The 20,663-nt window shown below is 42.6% G+C and carries 15 protein-coding genes and 1 pseudogene; 6 read left to right on the top strand and 10 right to left on the bottom strand.

From position 1 onward, the window contains the following. The 5 genes and pseudogenes from BLQ87_RS34250 to BLQ87_RS12480 form a co-directional block, all read left to right on the top strand. A pseudogene (locus BLQ87_RS34250) lies at nucleotides 1–132 on the top strand (RHS repeat-associated core domain-containing protein); the annotation flags it as partial. A 156-nt stretch (nucleotides 133–288) separates the two neighbouring features. Beyond that, nucleotides 289–864, top strand: coding sequence for a hypothetical protein (locus BLQ87_RS12495; protein WP_074607095.1), 576 nt, complete (start codon nucleotides 289–291; stop codon nucleotides 862–864). 30 nt (nucleotides 865–894) lie between these two features. Then, nucleotides 895–1,293: a hypothetical protein gene (locus BLQ87_RS12490; RefSeq protein ID WP_074607093.1), complete on the top strand. Its 399-nt coding sequence runs from the start codon at nucleotides 895–897 to the stop codon at nucleotides 1,291–1,293. A 14-nt stretch (nucleotides 1,294–1,307) separates the two neighbouring features. Then, nucleotides 1,308–2,183, top strand: coding sequence for an RHS repeat-associated core domain-containing protein (locus BLQ87_RS12485; protein WP_074607091.1), 876 nt, complete (start codon nucleotides 1,308–1,310; stop codon nucleotides 2,181–2,183). Between the two features lie 41 nt (nucleotides 2,184–2,224). Continuing rightward, nucleotides 2,225–2,623 (top strand): hypothetical protein, encoded by a 399-nt coding sequence (locus BLQ87_RS12480; protein WP_074607089.1) that lies wholly within the window; start codon nucleotides 2,225–2,227, stop codon nucleotides 2,621–2,623. 347 nt (nucleotides 2,624–2,970) lie between these two features. On the opposite strand, the gene BLQ87_RS12475 is transcribed toward BLQ87_RS12480, so the two are convergent. Further along, nucleotides 2,971–3,744, bottom strand: coding sequence for a cyclase family protein (locus BLQ87_RS12475; protein ID WP_074607087.1), 774 nt, complete (start codon nucleotides 3,742–3,744; stop codon nucleotides 2,971–2,973). Nucleotides 3,745–4,096: 352 nt separating this feature from the next. Here BLQ87_RS12475 and BLQ87_RS12470 point away from each other — a divergent pair, with 352 nt between their 5' ends. Continuing rightward, complete coding sequence (locus tag BLQ87_RS12470; RefSeq protein WP_074607085.1) at nucleotides 4,097–4,984, top strand: Rpn family recombination-promoting nuclease/putative transposase; 888 nt, start codon at nucleotides 4,097–4,099, stop codon at nucleotides 4,982–4,984. A gap of 74 nt (nucleotides 4,985–5,058) precedes the next feature. Here BLQ87_RS12470 and efp read toward each other — a convergent pair whose 3' ends face one another. From efp to BLQ87_RS12425, 9 genes are all read right to left on the bottom strand, one after another. Beyond that, nucleotides 5,059–5,619, bottom strand: coding sequence for an elongation factor P (gene efp, locus BLQ87_RS12465; protein WP_074607083.1), 561 nt, complete (start codon nucleotides 5,617–5,619; stop codon nucleotides 5,059–5,061). A gap of 158 nt (nucleotides 5,620–5,777) precedes the next feature. Continuing rightward, on the bottom strand, nucleotides 5,778–8,462 hold the full coding sequence (locus BLQ87_RS12460) for an alpha-L-rhamnosidase (RefSeq protein WP_074607080.1): 2,685 nt from the start codon (nucleotides 8,460–8,462) through the stop codon (nucleotides 5,778–5,780). A gap of 207 nt (nucleotides 8,463–8,669) precedes the next feature. Beyond that, nucleotides 8,670–10,187, bottom strand: coding sequence for a RagB/SusD family nutrient uptake outer membrane protein (locus tag BLQ87_RS12455; protein ID WP_074607078.1), 1,518 nt, complete (start codon nucleotides 10,185–10,187; stop codon nucleotides 8,670–8,672). A gap of 18 nt (nucleotides 10,188–10,205) precedes the next feature. Continuing rightward, nucleotides 10,206–13,331 (bottom strand): SusC/RagA family TonB-linked outer membrane protein, encoded by a 3,126-nt coding sequence (locus BLQ87_RS12450; RefSeq protein WP_083361829.1) that lies wholly within the window; start codon nucleotides 13,329–13,331, stop codon nucleotides 10,206–10,208. Between the two features lie 217 nt (nucleotides 13,332–13,548). Next, on the bottom strand, nucleotides 13,549–14,958 hold the full coding sequence (locus tag BLQ87_RS12445; RefSeq protein WP_074607076.1) for an FGGY-family carbohydrate kinase: 1,410 nt from the start codon (nucleotides 14,956–14,958) through the stop codon (nucleotides 13,549–13,551). 3 nt (nucleotides 14,959–14,961) lie between these two features. Beyond that, complete coding sequence (locus tag BLQ87_RS12440; protein WP_074607074.1) at nucleotides 14,962–16,236, bottom strand: sugar isomerase; 1,275 nt, start codon at nucleotides 16,234–16,236, stop codon at nucleotides 14,962–14,964. 11 nt (nucleotides 16,237–16,247) lie between these two features. After that, nucleotides 16,248–18,368 carry a bifunctional aldolase/short-chain dehydrogenase gene (locus BLQ87_RS12435; RefSeq protein WP_074607072.1) on the bottom strand — a complete coding sequence of 707 codons (2,121 nt, stop codon included), beginning with the start codon at nucleotides 18,366–18,368 and terminating at the stop codon, nucleotides 16,248–16,250. A 22-nt stretch (nucleotides 18,369–18,390) separates the two neighbouring features. Continuing rightward, nucleotides 18,391–19,470 carry an L-rhamnose/proton symporter RhaT gene (gene rhaT, locus BLQ87_RS12430; RefSeq protein ID WP_074607070.1) on the bottom strand — a complete coding sequence of 360 codons (1,080 nt, stop codon included), beginning with the start codon at nucleotides 19,468–19,470 and terminating at the stop codon, nucleotides 18,391–18,393. A 111-nt stretch (nucleotides 19,471–19,581) separates the two neighbouring features. Beyond that, on the bottom strand, nucleotides 19,582–20,613 hold the full coding sequence (locus BLQ87_RS12425) for a GntR family transcriptional regulator (protein WP_074607069.1): 1,032 nt from the start codon (nucleotides 20,611–20,613) through the stop codon (nucleotides 19,582–19,584). Between the last annotated feature and the right edge of the window lie 50 nt (nucleotides 20,614–20,663).

The raw sequence follows: 20,663 nt of genomic DNA, 5'->3' as shown, positions 1-20,663 counted from the left end.
ATACAGTACGATTACGGAGCAAGACTCTATGATCCGGTAATTGGGCGCTGGACAAGAACAGATAATAAGGCGGAGTTTTATTTTAATCATTCGCCTTACATTTATGCATTAAATAGACCAATCAATGCGATAGATCCAGACGGTAACGTTGTAATATTTATTAACGGAAATCATTTCGGATCAGGAGCTACAGGTTATGAAGGCTGGAGAAGAAGGAAAAATATAAATTATAGCTTTCGGGGGTCCAATGCATATTGGAATGAGAAAGGTTCTTTTGATGGTGCTGTGATGAAGCAATTGAACGACTATAAGAGTTTATATAGAGACGGCTCCGGTGGCGGAAAGATGGGGCTTAATGATTTTGGTGCTCTTTTTTCTGAAGGACGTAATTCAAGTGGATATAATCAAGGTACAGTAGATGCCGAAACTATTATTGCAAATTTAGCGAGGGATAAAACATCGGGAGAAATAGTTGAAACTATCAAAATTGTGACTCACAGTATGGGAGGAGCATACGGAAAGGGTTATGTTAGAGCACTTAAAAAATACATTCGTAGTTTACCTAAAGAGCAACAAGCCCAAATAAAAATTACTCTCGTGGCAGACTTCGATCCATTTTTTGCAGGTAGTATGGAGGCAGATCCAAATATATATACCCAACAATTTAATCATAAAAATGGGAAAGGGCGGAAAAGTTCTGATAAATTTGGTTGGCTTGGCAATGAGATTCAAAGTGGAGTTGATTACTATCACGAGGATAAAAAGGAATCTGCGCATAGTATTAGTACTTTTTTTAATGATATAAGTAAATTGAAAGAAGGCTCATACAAATGGGATGGGGATCAGTGGATTCTGCAGAAATAGAATATTTGTTTACTATTAATATAATTTAAGATGATTATCTGGTTTATTTTGCAATGCATTATTACAATCCTTATTTCAATTATATACGTCACCAAAGGCAACTATGGAGATGGGGAAAAAGCTATGGCACCAATGACTGTAATGATCGCTGTATTTATACAGTTTCTGATTTCGGTTGTTGTTTTTTATTTGCTGAAGAAACGCATAAGAGGGAATAACCGCATTATCTTTTTTGCATTCAACATGGTGCTATATGAGCTGTCATTCCTGTTTTTTTCTAATAGTTTACCAATATTCGATGTTTTTAAAAGTGGATTTATAGGATTTATTAACAGAGCATATTCCTTATCATCAATTATTTCCGGTGTGTTGATTATGACTGCTTTTTATATTTTTAATCTATTACATCCTGAGGAAGTCAAAAGTTAAGATACACTTTCATAGTGAACCTGTCTGATTATGGGGCAAGGTTATATGATCCAGTGATTGCAAGGTGGACAAGGACTGACAATAAAGCTGAATTGTATTTTAACCACTCTCCATATATTTACGCACTTAATAGACCAATTAATGCAATTGATCCAGATGGTAATCTCGTAATATTTATTAATGGAAATCATTCTGGTGATGGGGCTACAGGATATCAAAGATGGCGCAAAAGAAAGAACGATCACTACAGCTGGCAGGGGTCTAATGGCTATTGGAATAAGGGCGCCTTGTCCTTTGATGGCGCTGTTATGAAACAACTCAGAGATGGTAATGCAATTTATCGTGATGGGGCTGCTGGAGGTAAATTCGGTATTGGAGGTGATGCCATGTTGAGTGTGAATCTTCCTGGTGGACGAAAAAGTGACGGATATGCACAGGGATCGCAAGACGCTGAAACGGTGATCGAAAATTTAGCAAGAGATAAAGCATCGGGTGAGATAATTGAAACAATTAAAGTTGTTACTCATAGTATGGGCGCAGCATATGGAAAAGGTTATGTTAAAGCACTAAAAAAATACATTAAGTCACTTCCTGAAGAACAACAAGCTCAAATAAAGATTACACTTGTAGCAGACTTTGATCCCTATCAAGGTGAGAGTTTAACCGTAGATCCAAATATTTACACACAACAGTTTGCTCATGTCGAAAAGAAAGGCCGTAAAGATTCAGATGGTTATGGTTGGCTCGCCAATGAAAGGGAAAAGGGGGTTGACTATTATAGAGAAGATCCAAATGAAGCTGCTCATAGCATCTTTACCTTTTTCAATGATATAAGTAGACTTAAAGAAGGCACATATACATGGAATGGTTCTGGATGGGTTAAGCGGTAAAGCTTTATTAATTTGTTTTTTAACATAAAATATATTTGAGGATGGTAATTTGGTTTATTTTACAAGGTATTTTGACAATTAGCCTTTTTATGACTTATATAGCTAATAGCGGTTATAGTGGCGGCGAGGTTGGAATGGCTCCGTCGGCGGTCATTTTAGCAGTATTTATACAATTCTTACCTTCGGTTATTGTTTTTTATATACTTAAAAGATATTTAACCGGACAAAGACGTGTTTTGTTTTTAATTATCAATATGTTTTTATATGAGTTAGCTTATTTGTTTTTCACTGATAGAATACCAATACTTCATTTTTCTGAAAAAGGATTGTTAGGCTTTCTTAATAGAGGGTACTCTTTGAGTTCAATTCTATCTGGGATTATAATTATGGTTGCTTTTTTGATTGTTAGTTTAAGAAAAAGTAAGATTAGTAAATTATAAGAGTTTCTGGGATAATTAGGCCTATATGATTACGGAGCTAGGTTCTATGATCCGATATTGGCAGGTTAAATGTAGGAGATTAAATAATATGAAGATTTATAGTATTTTGTTAATCTTTTTATTGACTTCATGACTTACGATCCTAGTGATAAGCGGTTAGAAACTATCAGCAAGTGCATTAAAATGCAGTAAACTTCTTTAGCTTGCTTTGAGATCTGGCTCTTTTTCTAATCGTGAAACCTCGGTGGAAAAAGTATCCAAGCGGTGAATCGTGTTGTCTAGCCGTATCCCCCGAACACTGCCAAAATGGGAATGCATAAAAGGGAGGCGGCTTGTACATCTAAAGTTTATTCAAAAATAGCCACCACTCTTGCCGGAGCTGCAGAACCTCCTTTTATCTTCAAGGGGAATACCGCTACTTTGAAACCAATATAAGGCAATGAATCCAGATTGGTTAATTGTTCAATATGGATATATTCTTTCCTTGTACCTACCAAATGTCCTTCCCAGAACAATTCATTATTGTTCTCTTTTTTTGCCTTAGCAGCCATATATTTAAGCGGCAGATCCCAACCCCATTGGTCAATACCCATTACTTTAATACCCTGATCCACTAACCATTCTGTTGCTTCCGCACTCATACCCGTTCCTTTAAAAAGGAAGTCCTTGCCGGTATATTTATCCCTTCCTGTTTTAATCAGCACAATCATATTGGGTACGATGACCAATTCATTATTTTTCAGAAATTCACGAATATCATCAGCAGTTATCGGATCAAAGTCTTCTTTATGTGACATGTCAATCACTATCCCATCATTAAAACACCATTCTAAAGGTATTTCATCAATAGTTTTAGCCGGCTTTCCTTCACAAAGGGGACTGTAATGCCATGGGGCATCAATGTGCGTGGTTGCATGTACGCCCATCTTTTCAATCGTATCATCAGCCCATCCTATAAAGTTTGAAGGAAAGAGTCTAAAAGGCAGGCCACCGATTAACCTGACCAGCCATTTCGATTTTTTATGCGCTTTATGCTTTATTTTAATCCTGATGATAGGATGGTCTTTTTTATTTCTGTTCTCAATGGTCTTGCTTAAATCAACAATGCGCGGTAAACTCATTTTATAAACTTTTTAGGTGACAACAAGCATTTATAATGCCAAATGCGACAAGATTGCACGTATCTCATTTCTTAAACCAGATCATTTTTTCTTAGCGCTCTAAAATTGAATTTTGTAAGATAACGATTGCTTAAAACAACGGCAATAAAATAATTTATGATATGGAAAAATTAGAGTTTTTATTAAACCCCTATCAGGATCTGAACCTGAACCTGGATAGCCGCATTGTGATATCATTGCACTCCAGTGTTTTGCCCTAAAATACAGCTTTTTGCAGTCGAAAACTTTGTTTTGGATTCTCAGGTTTTTCGGTTTGATCTGTCGTATTTAGTGTTCATTTAAACTGAACAGAATGACAAATATAGCTAGCCGTTACATTGATCCGCTTACAGACTATGGGTTCAAACATATTTTTGGCAACGAGCCGGACAAAGACATCATGATTGATTTTTTAAATGCCTTATTTGAAGGCGAAAAAATAGTTGTGGACATCACTTACAGCCCTACCGAACATGCAGGTGAAGATGCGAAAGAGAAAAAGGTGCTCTTTGATTTGACCTGTACAGGTGCAGACGGAGAAACCTTCATCATTGAAATGCAGCGTACAGATCAGGAGTTTTTTAAGGACAGATGTGTGTTTTACATGTCCAGGCTCATCAGTGCCCAATTGCCCAGGGGAACATCGAATTGGGATGTGCCGCTTAAAGAAGTTTACCTGATTGGCATTATGGAGTTTCAGTTCAACAATATCAACAACAATTACCTGCACAATATTGCCTTGATCAACAGGGATACCGGAAAGGTTTTTTACAAAGGAATGGGGTATAAGTTCTTAGAATTGCCTAATTTTGATAAAAAGGAAAGCGAACTGATCACAGATCTGGATAAATGGTTCTATCTTTTAAAGAACCTGAGCCGTTTGGATAAAATCCCTGATTTTCTGGACAAAAGAGTATTCCAAAAAATATTTAGAATTGCGGAAATGAGTAAAATGACCAAAGAAGAACGTGAATTGTACCACTCAGATGTGAAAGCAAAATCTGATTGGAATGCCGGTATTCGTTACGCAGAGAAAAAAGCAGCTGAACAAGGGAGATTGGAAGGGAAATTGGAAGGAAAGTTGGAAGGAAAATTGGAAGGAAAATTAGAAATCGCTATAAATCTCAAAAAAGCAGGTATTTCAGTTGAATTGATTGCTGAAACCACTGGTCTTTCCATCGAAGAAGTAGAACAGCTATAATTTGTATTCCAAAATAATGGGGTCTAAGTTCGTACCTTAAACCCCATTATTTATAGTATTATAAAATACTACCCTTATTTTACACGTTCTACGTATTCTCCCGTGCGGGTATCTACTTTTACTTTATCACCCTGGTTGACAAACAAAGGTACTTTTAGTTCCACACCGTTCTCGGTAGTTACCATTTTCAAAGCGCCTGAAGAAGTATCACCTTTAACCGCAGGTTCTGCATAAGTAATCTCCAGTTCCACGAAGTTTGGTGCCTGAGCCATGATTGGTTCTTCACTTTCGAAAGAAACGATCACATCCATTCCTTCTTTTATAAATTTCGCTGATGGTCCGAATAGGGCTTTTGCAACGCTGAACTGCTCAAAAGAGGTATTGTCCATTACTACAAAATAATCACCTTCTTCATATAGATATTGATAGTCATTAGTTTCTACACGGCAAATTTCAACTGCCTCATCAGTTCCTAAACGGGCTTCTACGATTTTGCCTGTTTTAATGTTACGAAATTTACCTAAGTAGAAAGCTCCACCTTTACCTGGTGTACGATGTAAGATTTCAGTAACTGTTACCAGTTCGTTGTTGAAACGTAAAATATTTCCTACTTTAATTTCAGATGCCTTTGCCATAAAAATATAAATTGTAAAATTTGAGCCCAAATATATAAGCTTTTTTGAATACTTAGATATCCATTCCTCATTCCTGCTATTTATTTAAACTTAAGTGTTTCATTTTTTGCATCTTATATTGATTGAGTTAACTGATAATTCATCATAGAAGCAGCTCTTTAAGCAATTTCAAATTGATACACACCAGCACCGAGCGTAATTTTCGGCGCAATAACCTTCCCATTTTGATATACTTTTTTACCGGGTTTTATAGGAAAATTAACCACTGCATCGGAATTGGCGGGAATGGTAACCGTATAAATTACCTTATTTCCTGATCTTTTCCATGCGGAAATGATCTTACCATAAGGGCCCTCATGTTCAGCGCTGAAGTGATCCAGTCCTGATACAAAATTAGGGCGGAGCTGGATCCGCTTAAAGCCAGGCTGCTGCTCATCCGGATGGATACCACCCAACCCTTTGAAAAACCAGCCACCGATTTCCCCAAACATCATATGGTTTAAAGAGATGTCTCTTTCCGCCTTGATGTCCCAGTTTTCATAAAGGGTAGTGGCTCCGTTTACAATCCACCATCCCCAGGAAGGGTAGGTGTCCTGTGCGGCTAATTTGTAGGCCGTTTCTGCCTGTCCATTGTCGCTGAGCGCATTTAAGATCGCCTTGGCGCCAAGTACACCAACATCCAGATGCATGCCGTCTGCCGCTACTCTTTTGGCCAGGTTCTCTGCAACCTTTAGTTTGAGCCCTTCAGGTACAAGTCCCCATTGTAAGGCCACACTTAATTCTGTTTGTACACCAGAAGCATAAATTCCGGTTTCAGCATTAAAGTACTTATCATTAATGGAGGTTTTAATCTTTTCAGCCAGTTTAAGGTAATGCTCATAATCCGCTTGTTTGCCCAGTAATTTCGCGGTCTTATAAAGAATCGTTGCATCCACAAAATAATAGGTAGAGGAAGTATATTCCAGGTCTGATTTCGATTTAACCGGTACCCAATCCCCCCGGCCAAATGTAGTCAGTCCATTCGGACTGATTTGCGTAATGTAATCTACATACTTTTTCATACTTCCATAGCTGTCTGCCAGCAGTTGACTATCCCCGTAAAACAGGTAAATGTTCCATGGAATGATGGCTATAGTACTCGTCCAGTCGGTTCCGTTTGCCGTTCCATAACCCCAGCCTCCGGTAGGAATAATATCCGGAAGTACGCCATTTGGCTTTTGTTCATCCCTATGGTCTGCCAGCCATTTTTCATAAACCGTGATCCCGTCAAAATTAAACAGGCCTGTTTCTATGGCGAAATGTCCGTCGCCAGTCCAGCCGTTCTTTTCTCTTTGCGGACAATCGGTAGGATAGCCCATAAGGTTGGATAAATAAGAATTGTTGGTTGCCCACCACAAGCGGTCTATTAATGGATTAGAAGAGCTGATTTTGCCTTTTGGAGCCACATCGCTGTGCATAAAGTAACCAGTAATGCTTTCCTTGCTCAGTTGAATGGGTTTATTGCTGGTGACTTCTACATATTGAAAACCTTTATAGTTAAACTTAGGCATGAATTCCAGTTCCCCTTTTCCTGATAAAGTTAGGATATCTGTTTGAAAAGGATCGGTTTGATCTTTGGGACGGTAATAAACATCAATATTGGAAAGGTCAACTCTGCCATTGCCATACAGGCGTTCCCCGTGTTTTAAACGAAGAATGGTTCCTTCTGCTCCCTTAACCCTGATTTTGGTGACACCGGATATATTCTGACCAAGGTCAAAAACATAAGTCGTATCATCGAACTTTTTCATCGATTTGACCGGAATTTCCTTCACATTCCGGATGGGCTGCATGGCCTGACTGACCACTAATTCCGAAGGCGCTTTCCTGATCACCACAGGGTCCCATTTATGGTCGTTAAAATCTGCGGTATTCCATCCCGGTTGTTCCAGACGGAAATCATAATGTTCGGCAGTATAGATATTATTCGATATAACGGGACTTAAACTGGTTTTCCAGTCCTTATCCGAAGTAATTACGGTTGTTGTTCCATCTGTATAGGTAATTCTCAGGTCCATGCAAAAAGCAGGTCTTGCCCTCCAGGCCGCTTTATCGAAATTCCATACGGCTATTGCCTGGTGGTTGTACCAGCCATTTCCCAGCAGTACACCAATGGCGTTACTGCCTTTTTGCAATTGAGCGGTCACATCATAAGACACATATAGATTTCTTTTGTCAAAACGGGTATACATGGGGTCCAGACGGTGATTGCCCACTTTTTTGCCATTCAGGTACAACTCATATAACCCTGCTGCAGCAATATATGCCCTGGCAGATTTAACCTGTTTTGCAGGTTCAAATGTTTTTCTGAAATAGGAGGCAGGACGTTTATTGACATCATTTCCATCACTGATCCAGACACCTTTCCAATGATCTGCAGTGGTCATACCGGTTTCAAAACTTGCGATCGGCGCATGACCTGCCAATTTTCCGTCTTTGTCCCAGAGTTCTACCGTCCAGAAATATTTAGTAAACGCATCAAGAGGTTCACCGGCATAGTTTAGCAGTGCAACCGCGGAATTTGTCTTCCCTGAATCCCAGGAGTTCCCCTTCTTTTTACTGACCGCTACCGAATCCCTTCCAACCACAATGCGATAAGCCGTTTGTTTGGCATGCTGACGGGTATCGGTCATCAACCAGGATAAACGTGGTTTTGGCGCATCGATGCCTATCGGATTGACAAGGTGTTCACATTGCAAGGCCGCAGGTTTAGCAGATAATGGCGCTTTTACCTGTCCTATTGATGGCATTACAAATAGTATGGGAAGGAATGAGGAAAGAGATTTCTTGAAATAAAGGTTCATTAGTCTAAAGTTATGTGTTTTATTACAATAATAAATCCCTTAGCGGTGATTAGCAACCTGTACTGTCCTGTTAGGGGCGTAATGAAGGTCACAAAGCTGTGTTATAGATCTGCCTGGATGCAAAAAATGCTGACAGTCGCCACAACTGCCAGCATAATTAACCTAAAAAGAGAGCGCTAATGTCTTTATTGAGGATTCTGCGCTAATTTACTGCGGGTTCTGTGCTAAATTATCGAGGTTAACCTCCCGTTGTGGTATAGGCAGCAATAGTTTATTTTGCGTTGGTTGATATGATCCGGCAGGGAACTGACTTGGGTTTTTGACAATTTCCCTTTGTCCATGGGCAGTCAATACCGGTATGGCAGTACCTGTCCGCACAAGGTCATACCAGCGGTGATTTTCAAAAGCAAGTTCTACCTTGCGTTCCTGATCCATCGCAGTTCTGAATTCCGCCTGGTTGCTTACATTCAATGCAGGGATCGGATTTCCAAAGCTCTTTACCGCAAGACCGGCACGTTTTCTGATCTGGTTGAGTAATCCAAATGCCTCCCCATCAGGCACAAAGCCCTGCTCGTTTAAACATTCCGCAATCATCAGCATCACATCAGCGTAGCGGATTACGGGAAAGTTAACGTTGGTCTGGCCTGGCTGTACAAAACCCTGGTTGTATTTTTTAACATAGGGTACCGCTACAAATCCAGCGCTGCTGGTAAAACCTTCTGCTAAGGAAACGTCCTTGCGTAAATCACCTGCCTCATAGGCCGCAATCAGGTCTGTAGTAGGGGTGTTCCAGCCGCTGTTGAAGTTCAGGTTTGTTCCCGGATCATTAGTTACGGCTGTTCCGGAATTGAATGGTGCAAACTGATACATGAAGTTACTAGACAAGTTTGTACCTGCGGTAGAATAATATTGTATCTCAAATATAGACTCTGCATTGTTCTTATTTGTGGTCAGGAAAATATCCTTATAAGCGGATAGAAGACTATATCCGGTCACCTTTCTCAAAGCAATTAAGGCTTCTCCAAACTTTTTCTGTGTCATATATACTTCTCCCAGAAGCGCATTCGCAGCACCTTTTGAGATCCTTCCTTTTTCCGAAGCAGGGTAGCTGCCCACCTCAGGTAAAGCATTGGCGGCATCCGTCAGGTCGGTGATGATCTGGCCGTAAACTTCATCTACTGAAGCCCTGCCTTTTGAAGGTGCCTGGGTAGGCGATTTGATCGCTTCCAGACGCAAAGGGACTCCACCAAATTGCCTTACGAGGTTGAAATAATGGAACGCACGGAGGAATTTTACTTCTCCTGTGGCCTGACTTTTAGCGGCATCCGGCATTTCAATTCTTCCAACATTGTTCAATACATCGTTACAGCGGGAAATGGCTACATAACAATCTCTCCAATAGTCCTGAATCAGGGTGTTGGTGGAGTTTACCAGCAGTTGGTCTACCAGCTCCCTGTTTTCCTGGCCTCTTTGTGGCGCGTTGTACTGGAAGGTCGTATTGTCAGAACGCATTTCGCCAAAAACCCAATAACTGAATGTTCCCATTCCACGTAAGCTGCTATAGGCGCCTACAACACCTTGTTTGAGGTCTGATTCTGTTTTCCAGAAATTGGCATCTGTTAAACCGGATTCCGGTTCCTGATTTAAAAAGCTCTTTTTACATCCGCCAACTGAAATGGCGATGGACAGGAGGGCGATGATTATATATTTCGATTGATTTCTCATTGTTAAATTCTTTTAAGGTTAAAAAGTCATGTTAATTCCGGCAGTAATGACTCTTGGCAGCGGGTAACTGGTGAAATCACGTCCGGGAGTGAGCACAGAAAAACCATCATTGGTACTTGCCTGAGGATTCGCGCCGCTATACTTGCTGAACGTAACGAGGTTCTGTATACTGCCATATAAGCGAAGCCCTTTAAGGAACCTGGAGTTGCTGATGAACTTTTGTTTGAAGTTATAACCCAGGGTGATGTTCTGGATGCGCAGGAAACTGGCATCTTCGATCCATTGTGAGTTTACTTCACGGTAAAGCGTTCTGCCATTTACGGTGGTAGGTACAAGGCCATCTCCAGGGTTTGATGGAGATCTGAACCTGTTTAATACTTTGCGGTCCACATTGAACACACCATCGATATTCGTTAAGAATTCATTTCCGGTTTTCATGATTTGTCCGCCCTGTGAACCAATGATCAGCACATTCAGGTCAAAATTCTTATAACCGAAATTATTGGTGATTCCGTAGTTGAAATCAGGTTGTGAATTCCCGATTACGGTGAAATCTTTAACAGCTTCGATCACGCCATTGCCATCAATATCTTTATACCTGACTGATCCTACGATAGAAGAATTGTGTTTTGGCTGACTGGCAAGTTCGCCTGCGTTTTGGTAAATGCCATCAAATACAAATCCGAAGAACTGTCCCAATGGTTTTCCAACCTGACTGATATGGGTATAATTACCTTCGCCACTGCGTCCGCTATAAATAGGGGCATTGTTATTCCCTGGGTTCAGTTCTAAGACGATATTCCGGTTAAAGCTGATGTTGAAATTGGTGTTCCAGGTAAATGCACCGGTCAGATTTTTTGACGTCAGTCCGAATTCAAAACCCCGGTTTCTCACTTTCCCAAGGTTTACGGTAGCAGAAGAAAAGCCTGAAGCAAGGGGAAGTTCGACGTTTAAAAGCAGGGAGCTGGTGATGCGGTTATAAAAATCAGCGGTCAGGTTCAGTCTGCTGTTAAAAACTGAGAAGTCCAGCCCCAAATCAAATTCATCTGAATTTTCCCAGGTCAGGTTTTCGTTGGCAATAGATCCCGATGCCCGGCCACTGGCGAGTTGTCCGCCAAAGGAATAATTTGCTGATCCTATTCCTGAAGCATAGGAGTAATTGCCTATGTTAAAGTTACCTGTCCGTCCATAGCTGGTTCTTAACTTCAGGTCGCTGATCCATTTAACATTTTTAAGAAACGCTTCTTCAGAAGCCCTCCAGGCGAATGCACCTGATGGAAATGTTCCATAACGAACGCTCGCACCGAAACGGGAAGAGCCATCAGAACGAATGGTCCCGGTAAACAGGTACCTGTCTTTGAAGGTATAGTTTACCCTGGCGAGGTAAGAGATCAGGGACCATTTTTCTACTCCTGCACTTGCTCCATTGAGTAATGTCGAAGCGTTAATGGTTTTGATCAGGTCATCCGGATAATTGGTTGCACCAAAGGAATAACCATTGTAACGTTCTTTCTGTGCGGTATATCCTACAATTGCATTGATGCGGTGATCCATTCCAAAGGTCTTATCATAACCCAGTGTAAACTCTGAAAGCCAGTTGGTATTGGTATTCTGGGCGGTATTGGAACCGGGGATAGAGAGGTTTGGTTTTGGATTTCCCGTTTCACCAATCACAAAAGTCGGACTGAATGCGAAGGAACTGTTGTTGGTGTAATCAAGGTTAAAGCTATACTTTGCTTTCAGGCCATCAATGATCTGATATTCAGCAAAAGCAGTGGCAAGGCCTCTGAAATAATCGGCTTTAGTGCCGGCAAATTCCAGTGTATTTAAAGGGTTTCCTGCCCCGATAGCGCCGGGAGAGGTAATGAATACCGTTCTTTTTCCTGCTGCATCGGTAATCGGAACCAGCGGACTAAGCCAAAGTGCGCGGGTCAGCACATCTCTTTGCCCGGACTCAAATCCACTTCTGTGCTGAGTACCGCCACTTGGCGCAAGGCTAATGCCTACGTTAAACTTTTTGCTCAGCTCAGATTGAAGGTTGAAATTCAGGGAGTAACGTTTATAATCCGTATACCTCACTGTTCCTTCCTGCTCGAGTCTGTTAATAGAAGCGGAATATTTTGTTTGTTCAGATCCTCCTCTGATGCTTGCATCCACGCTGTTTTGCATCGCTGTGCGCAATACGGCATCGTACCAGTTTGTGCCTTCACCGTATTGGGAAGGGTTTCTGAATTCTGCCGGAATATCATTATCCGTGGCCACTAAACCTCTGGAAGCAAAATCATCTGTGATGATGTCTTTTCTGAATTGAGCATACTCTGTACCGTTAAGCACCTTAGGTCTGCCTTTTTGAGGGACCTGCGCACTACCGATATAGCTGTTCACGTTCACTTCAGGAACACCTGCTTTTCCTTTTTTTGTGGTGATGACAATCACGCCGTTTGAGCCTCTTGACCCATATATTGCGGTGGATGAGGCATCTTTTAAAACGGTAACGGATTCAATATCATCAGGGCTAAGTACGTTCAGGGGGTTGTAGGTCTGGCCACCGGTGTTTGAAATCGCGAAGCCATCCACGACAAATAGAGGACTGTTGGCAGCACCGATGGAACCGGCACCCCTCACTTGTATATTCACGCCACCACCCGGCGCACCGGTAGGGGTAGTGATCTGAACACCTGCAATTTGACCGACCATTTTCTGGTCTATAGAACTTACCGGCAGGTCTTTGATCTGCGAGGCTGAAATGGTAGAAATGGAGCCAGTCAGGTCTTTCTTCTGACGCGTTCCATAACCGATCACGATGACCTCAGACAACTGGTCGTTCTGTGCAGAAAGCGCCACATTTACGGGGCTGTTGTCTGCTATCGTTAATTCTTTGCTGGCATAACCGATATAGCTGAAAACAAGGATGGCTCCCCTGGCTGCTTCCAGCGCAAAAGTGCCGCTGGTATTGGTTACCGTTCCTGTTGTTGAGTTTTTAACTTTAACGGATACTCCGGGAAGCGGTCCCCCGTCGCCAAGGTCTGTCACCTTCCCCGTAATTTTTAAATGCTGTGCATAAATGAAAGTGCTCAGAAGGCACAGACAGCACATCAGGCCTATCCCTTTTTTTAATAGCCCGATTAGATTTTTCTTGTTCATGATGCTTTGATTTGGTTTAGTAAGTTTTTGTTCATTTTAACGTTTTACTTGATGTTTAAATAGGGATTTATTAGCTAATCTCGTATATCAGATTTGCCCCGGCAACCTGCACCGTCCTGTATAGAAGGGGAATTCAGAGGGGAAAAACAGGGCATAAAAAAAGAGCCGGAACGGCTCTTTTAAAGAAATATAAATCAGGTCTTCGGGAAGGAGCGGATCAATAGTGATGCTGCGCTGCCGAATAAAACTTGAGTTGAATAATGTCGTTTGGCAAGGGTTTAGTGTTCCAAGATTTATGAATAGCAAGCGCCGCGCCAACTGCCGTAGCCTGTGCCATAGAAGCAGCAAATACTTCAAGCTCAGGGAAAGCTGCCGACAATAAATTCATGAATATGGCATTTTTGCTAAAGCCTCCGTCTACGAAAATCCGTTTTACTTTAGTTCCTTCTAGGACCCTTTGTGTAGCCTGGCATTGCTGATCTACCAGGTCCTGCATCAGCTGATGATAAGCAATGATGTCTGTGGCATAGTCGGACAGGTTTCTTTTGGAAAACAGCGACTCCTTTATGGTTTCTGACCCAGGCTTTGGTCCTGGTTCTTGTCCTCGTTTACCGTTCTTCCTGAGCAGTTCAATAATCCCAGGGTCAAAAACAGCATTGCGGTAACTGATCACATCTCCGCCAAAATGGGCCGCAATCCGTTTTACCTGCTGCTCGTGCTCATAGCCTGCAAAAACACGGGAAGCTTTTACTGGTTTGCCCTCAAACTGAAGGTAACACAGGCAATCGTTTTTGAGCTCTTCTACGGTTAACGGAGTCGAATTAAACGGATTCAGGCTGATGCACCAGGTTCCGGTAGACAAGAGGATAAAAGGCTCCTGAAAATTGATCAGGTAAGGAATCAGTGCCGCTGAACTGTCGTGGAACCCGATTCCTACGGCATAATTATTTCCCGGAAAAGCAGCGGGCATCACATGATCGGAAGTCGCAATAGGGGCCAGCTTGTCCAGAATGCCCTCTGCTTTAACCCATTCATGATAGTCCTGGGTTTTGAAATTCCACAATGCAGTATGACAACCGATGCTGGTAAGGTCAGCATAAAGCGCTCCGGAGATCAGGTAACTTAAATACTGAGGCAGATGAAGTGCATACTTTATCTGTTTAAAAAGTTCGGGTTTTTCGTGTTTCATCCTGTACAGCTGTAAACCGGAATTGAGGCTTCCTAAAACAGGGGAGGCAGTGGTATTGGAAAAGGCTTCTTCGCCTCCGTATTTTGCATAAAACTGACGCTTGAGCTCCTCTGGATAGGGTTTCAGGTAGTTGTATAAAGGACCTAAAGGCTGGCCATCTTTATCGAGGTAAACCAGACTAGCTCCATAGGTAGTGAAATTGATGGATTTGACCTCAAACTCCTCTTTTTTAAAAACTTCCCGCAAGGAGTCAAATATCGAGAGCCGCAGGCTTTCCAGGTTTTCACAGGGATCACCGTCCTCATCAACAGTTTCGGTAAATCTGGCTGTCCGTTCAAAAACGATTTGGTATTGCTCGTCGAACAGGAACAATTTCTTGTTCGTCTTGCCGACATCAAAAATGGCAATTACAGGAACCGGTTTGTTTTTTTGTCCCATTAATTATAATCCTGTAGCTATGGTTTGATTACCGCGGTTTCTGATCAGTTCCTTGCGGACCTCGCTTTCTCTGTACAAAGCTATGGGCGACAAAGCCGCACCTGCGCGTAAACGCGCCTCCGCAACCAATGGACGTACGTCTGTTCGGAAAGCCTGTTGCAGGATCTCCTGACAACGGACTACGTCGTTTTCCTGTTGTGCCTGTACCAGCGCGATACGGTCTACAGAAAGGGCTTGTGCATAAGCAATCATGATCGCCTCCACCGACTGAAGCAGGTCTTCCAGCGGATCTTTTACATTGTGTGAAGCATCGATCATCCAGGCAAGGTCGTCCTTATGGTTCATTCCGCGTTGATCCATTCCTTCTACCAGTTCATTAAAGATGAGAAACAACTGATAGGGTTTCATGCAACCCGCCGTCAGGTCGTCATCTCCATATTTTGAATCGTTAAAATGGAAGCCGCCGAGTTTCCCCTCCATCAGGAGCAGGGATACGATTTGCTCAATATTTGCATTGGGCAGGTGATGTCCAAGGTCAACTAAGGTAAAGGCTTTAGGCCCAAGTTTATTGGCGTATAGTAAGGACTGACCCCAGTCGCCAACTGTGGTAGAATAGAAATTTGGCTCGAAGGCCTTATATTCTACAAATACTTTCCAGTCGGCCGGTAAAGCTGTATATATTTCCTGAAGGCTTTCCAGCGTGTTTTCAAAAGCCTTTCTGAAATTAAGTTGTCCGGGGAAGCAGGAGCCATCGGCTAACCAGATGGTCAATGCTTTTGAGCCCAGTTCCACCCCCTGGCGGATCACTTCGATATTATGTGTAATGGCCTGTTTCCTGACTTCCTTATTCACGTGTTGCAGGGAGCCAAATTTATAGCTATGTTGCTGATCGCGCTGATCCTGAAAAGTATTGGAATTCATCGCATCAAAGTGTAGGCCATATTGCGTGGCCAGTGTTTTTATCGCAGGTACATCCGTTGTGGTATCCCATGGAATGTGAAGGGAAACGGCAGCACTGGAAGCATTCAGCTGGTGAAGCAGGCCAATGTCTTCGAGTTTTTCTTCTATATTTCCGGGTTCACCTCCAAGGGAAAACCTGCCGAAGCGTGTTCCGCCGGTCCCTAAAGCCCAGCTTGGGATGCCGATCTGAAAATCACTGAGCTGCTGTAGGATATGATCAGAGTTATGGACTTCCTGTGATGCAAAAGTTAGTCTTTGTTGGTGTTTGGACAGTAAACGCTCATTATGTGAGGCAATTTGATTTGGTTCTAATTTCATCATCTATTTTTTTAACGTAAAAAGGCGTTGGCTACGCCACCATCTACATTTAATACATTTCCGGTTGATTTGTTCATTAATCCGCCTACAAAAACAAAACAGGCGTTTGCGATGTCTTCAGGCAGAATCATTTCATTGAGTAAGGTACGCTTTGCATAGAAAGCAGGCAACTCTGCTACGGTAATTCCATAGGCCTTTGCTCTTCCTTCGGCCCAGGCGCCTTCCCAGATTTTACTATCCGAGATTACTGCATCGGGATTAACCGTGTTTACACGGATATGATCTCCACCCAGCTCTGCCGCATTTAGTCTGCTCAGGTGCAGCTGTGCTGCCTTCGCAGAGCCGTAGCCCGCATTGTTGGGCCCGGAAACCAGTGCATTCTTACTCACGATATTGATCACATCGCCTCCGATGGATTGCTTTCTCAGGATTTCAACACCTGTTTGTGTAACCAGGAACTGGCCCTTTACCAGGATGTCGTACAGCAAGTTCCAATCTTTTTCTGTATGTTCTTCAATAGGCTTGGAAATGGATATTCCGGCACAATTGACCACAATGTCTACGCCGCCAAAGGCTAAGCCAGCGTAATCAAATGCATTGCGAATGGCCTCCGCATTGGTTACATCGAGTAAAACAGTGGTATAGGTATCTTTACTGAATTCAGCTTTAAAGCTTTCTTCCGCATTTACCAGTCGCGCGGCATCATTGTCATTGACAATCACACAGGCGCCTTCATTGATGAATTTCCTGGCAATTGCCTTTCCAATACCACCTGCACTTCCGGTAATCAGGGCGATCTTTCCGGTAAGGGGTTTAGGTTTGGGCATTCGCTGCAATTTAGCTTCTTCCAGCAACCAGTATTCGATGTTAAAGGCTTCCTGTTTTGGCAATGAGGTGTATTGGGAAATGGCTTCAGCACCTTTCATTACATTGATGGCATTGGTATAAAACTCCGCAGCAACCCTTGCCGTCTGTTTATCCTTAGCGAAGGAAAACAGGCCAATTCCCGGGTACAAAATGATGACCGGATTGGCATCGCGAATGGCAGGACTGTCCTCGTGTTTACAAGACTCGTAGTATTCCGCATACATTTGCCGGTATGCTTCAAATTCAGGTGTCAGTTTTGCACGCAGCAGCTTCGGATCAGTCAGGTTTTCATTCGCATCCAGTTTCAAAACCAGCGGGCTGATTTTTGTTCTTAAGAAATGGTCCGGGCAACTTGTTCCCATAGGAGCAAGTCGGTCCAGGTCCTTAGAGTTGATGAATTCCAGCACGCGGACATCATCCGTAAAATGCCCAACCATATGCCTTTCACTGGAACATAGACCCCTTAAAACAGGGGCAATGGCCGCCGCCTGTTTTGAACGTAAACCTGGGCTGGTAGCTGTTACTTTTTGGCCGCCAAATACAGGCCCTTTTTTGCCGTAAGCAGATTCCAGGTATTCCGAGCATTTTTCGACCACTTCCAATGTGTTGATATAGCATTCGTGAGCGGTATCTCCCCAGGTAAACAGGCCATGCGAACCCAGCATAATGCCTCTGATTCCCGGACGGTCGTCCAGGCATTTGCGCAATTGCAGGCCGAGTTCAAAGCCAGGTTTTTGCCAGGGCACCCAGCCAATGGTTCCGTTAAACAATTCGTTCGTAATTTGCTCCCCATCTGCCGATGCAGCGATAGCGATGGCCGCATCGGGATGTAAATGGTCTATATGGGCAAAGGGTAAAAAGCCATGTAACGGCGTGTCAATAGAAGGGGCTTTTGATTCGAGGTCGTAGATACAGTGGTTAAATAAGGCAACCATTTCATCCTCATAAGCTAAACCTCTGTAGATGTTTTTCAGGTTTCGCAACTGATCTACATATAAAGCGGCAAGACCGCTCTTCTGAAGAGTTCCGATATCCCCTCCGGAGCCTTTAACCCACATCACCTCAGTATATTCCCCGGTTAGCGGGTGTTTGGTGATCGCCTTACAGGACGTATTGCCGCCTCCGTAATTGGTTAAGCGTAAATCTGCACCCAGTAAATTTGAACGGTAGATTAGTAATGCGATTTCATCTCCGGCCAGTTCAGCTGCCTTTGCATCATCCCATAAATGGCTTACATGCTTGAAATCAGTTGTTCGAGAAGTCATAAATTCCAGTAGTTATATTGTTTTATTTGATAGAATTTCCATATCCGACGATCACTACAGACAAGATAATCATAGTTATTCCCAGGATCACTGTAGTCAGGGTTTTTCTTTTTACCCCGGTCCATTCTTTTAACACCAGGCCCCATACATTGGCTACAAGAATAATGAATGCCATGTGCAGGATCCAGGAGCTGGCTCCGTTTCCGAGTTTGCTTTCGCCCATTCCGTAAAAAAAGAACTGTAAAAACCAGGTCGTGCCGGCCAGTGCCGAGAAGGCATAATTTGCCAGCAGTGGGGTGCTTTTATTGGTATAGTCTTTAAAAGTCTTATTACGGAAGTTTAAGACCATACACCAGAATAGGTTGGTGGTCAGGCCGCCCCATAAAATGAGAATGTAGGTCACATTGTTTTGGAAAAGAAACTCCCCCTCGTTGGGATGCGTGCTTTTCCAGATTTCATTGGCCTGATGGGCCATATCTTTGCCTGCGTCAATGCCAAATGCAAAGCAGGCACTGAGGATTCCGGATACGATGGATAAGATCAAACCTAAGCCCAGCTTATATTCTTTATTGGAAGGGTCAGTTTTCCCAGCCGATACGAGGTCTTTTTCTTTCATGCCTCCGGCTTTGCCGCAAATAAAGATTCCCAGAACGCAAACCAGCAGTCCGAGTAAGACCATTTGTCCCCATTGGCTGTTCAGCATATCGGTAAAACTGTCTTTTCCGGCTTTAGGTTCGAAGTTGTAATAGATGGAAGGGATTAGTGCACCAAAAACAGAACAGAGACCCAGTATGATGGAGCTGCCCAGGGAAACGCCAAGATACCTGACCCCCAGTCCGTAGGTGAGCCCGCCAATGCCCCATAAGACCCCAAAAAAATAGGTAAGGAGTAGAGTTTTTCCTTGAGTTGCGGCAATGATGGCCGGGAAATCTGCAATCGTCAGGTAAGCGGCAAGGGGAGGGATAATGAGCCAGGAAAAAAGCCCGCCTACAATCCAGTAACTTTCCCAGGCCCAGCCCTTCACTTTTTTATAAGGAATGTAAAAGCTACCTGAGGCAAAACCTCCTGTAAAATGGAAAATGACACCGAGAATTACCTGCATAACGATTTGTGGCTATAAATGGTTTAGTTTTAATGGCCCTAATTTATGTAAGTTGCGATGATCAACTGTCCTGTACCATCCTGTTGACCCAGGTAAAACGATCAGAATTTCCTATAAAGAAGCTCTTTTGGTATAATAAAAAGGAATTTCAATATGCCTTCTCGACTGATCGTGTATCAGTTCTGCAGCTACAGTACCCATAAATTTGAAATCCGTAGAGATCGTTGTGATGCCATCTAACAAGATTTTTTTCAATGGAGTTTCATTATAAGAGACGACGCCAACGTCTTTGCCGATCTTGTAGTTCATATCGATCATCCGCTCGAGCAAAATAACAAGGTCATCTTCCATTAAATTGATAAATACTTCTCCTTCGTTGATTGGTTCGGTCGCAATATCGCTAACCACCTGATAGGAAAAGGCGTACTGCTGACAAAAACGATGAAAGCCATCCAGAATTTCATTGGGAAAATAACCCGGCTCCGGAAAAATGATCTTTAAAGTATGGTATTTACTCAAAGGTTCCAGCGCCTGTTCCAATGCCTCGTAAATGTTCTTTTCAAAGTTTTCATACACTGCGCCAAAATCACCATCAATACCAGGGATTAGTTTATCCAGTAAGATCAGCTTTGATTTCGGAATGGCGTTGATGATTTCCTTTGCATCTTCTTCTCCATCCATAAAATGAGGAATGATGACGTAATGGGTATAGTCCTCTTTTTTATTGCTTAGAAAACGCTTAAAAAGCGTAAGGTCATTGTTATAGATGTAAAAATCTACAGATACCTCATCGCCCAGCGCATTGATGAAAGCATCGTATACTATTTTTTTATGCGCACTGAGCTTATTGAACAGCAGAAAGACTTTTAACTTTCTTTTTACGTCTGTACTGCTGATATAATAACCTTTGCCCGGAACGGAGTTGATTACACCAATGGATTTAAGGTACTTATAGCCCTTTTCTGCAGTATCTCTTGAGATCTCCAGTTTATAACTTAGTTCATTTATAGATGGGAGCAAGGCCTCTTTTTTCAGTTTTCCAAGCTCAACGGATTTGATGATGGCATCAGACAGCTGCAGGTATTTAGGCGTTGCAGAGTATTCATCAACATGGATAAAATCAAAAAAAGTTTCGGTCTTCATGGCTAAAAAAAAAGCAATTTACAGTTTAAAGGTTAATTTTCCTTAATAGC

This window comes from Pedobacter steynii, assembly GCF_900103665.1.
Taxonomy (GTDB): domain Bacteria; phylum Bacteroidota; class Bacteroidia; order Sphingobacteriales; family Sphingobacteriaceae; genus Pedobacter; species Pedobacter steynii.
Note: the sequence above shows the minus strand (reverse complement) of the source record. Positions and strands in the feature narration are given on the sequence as shown.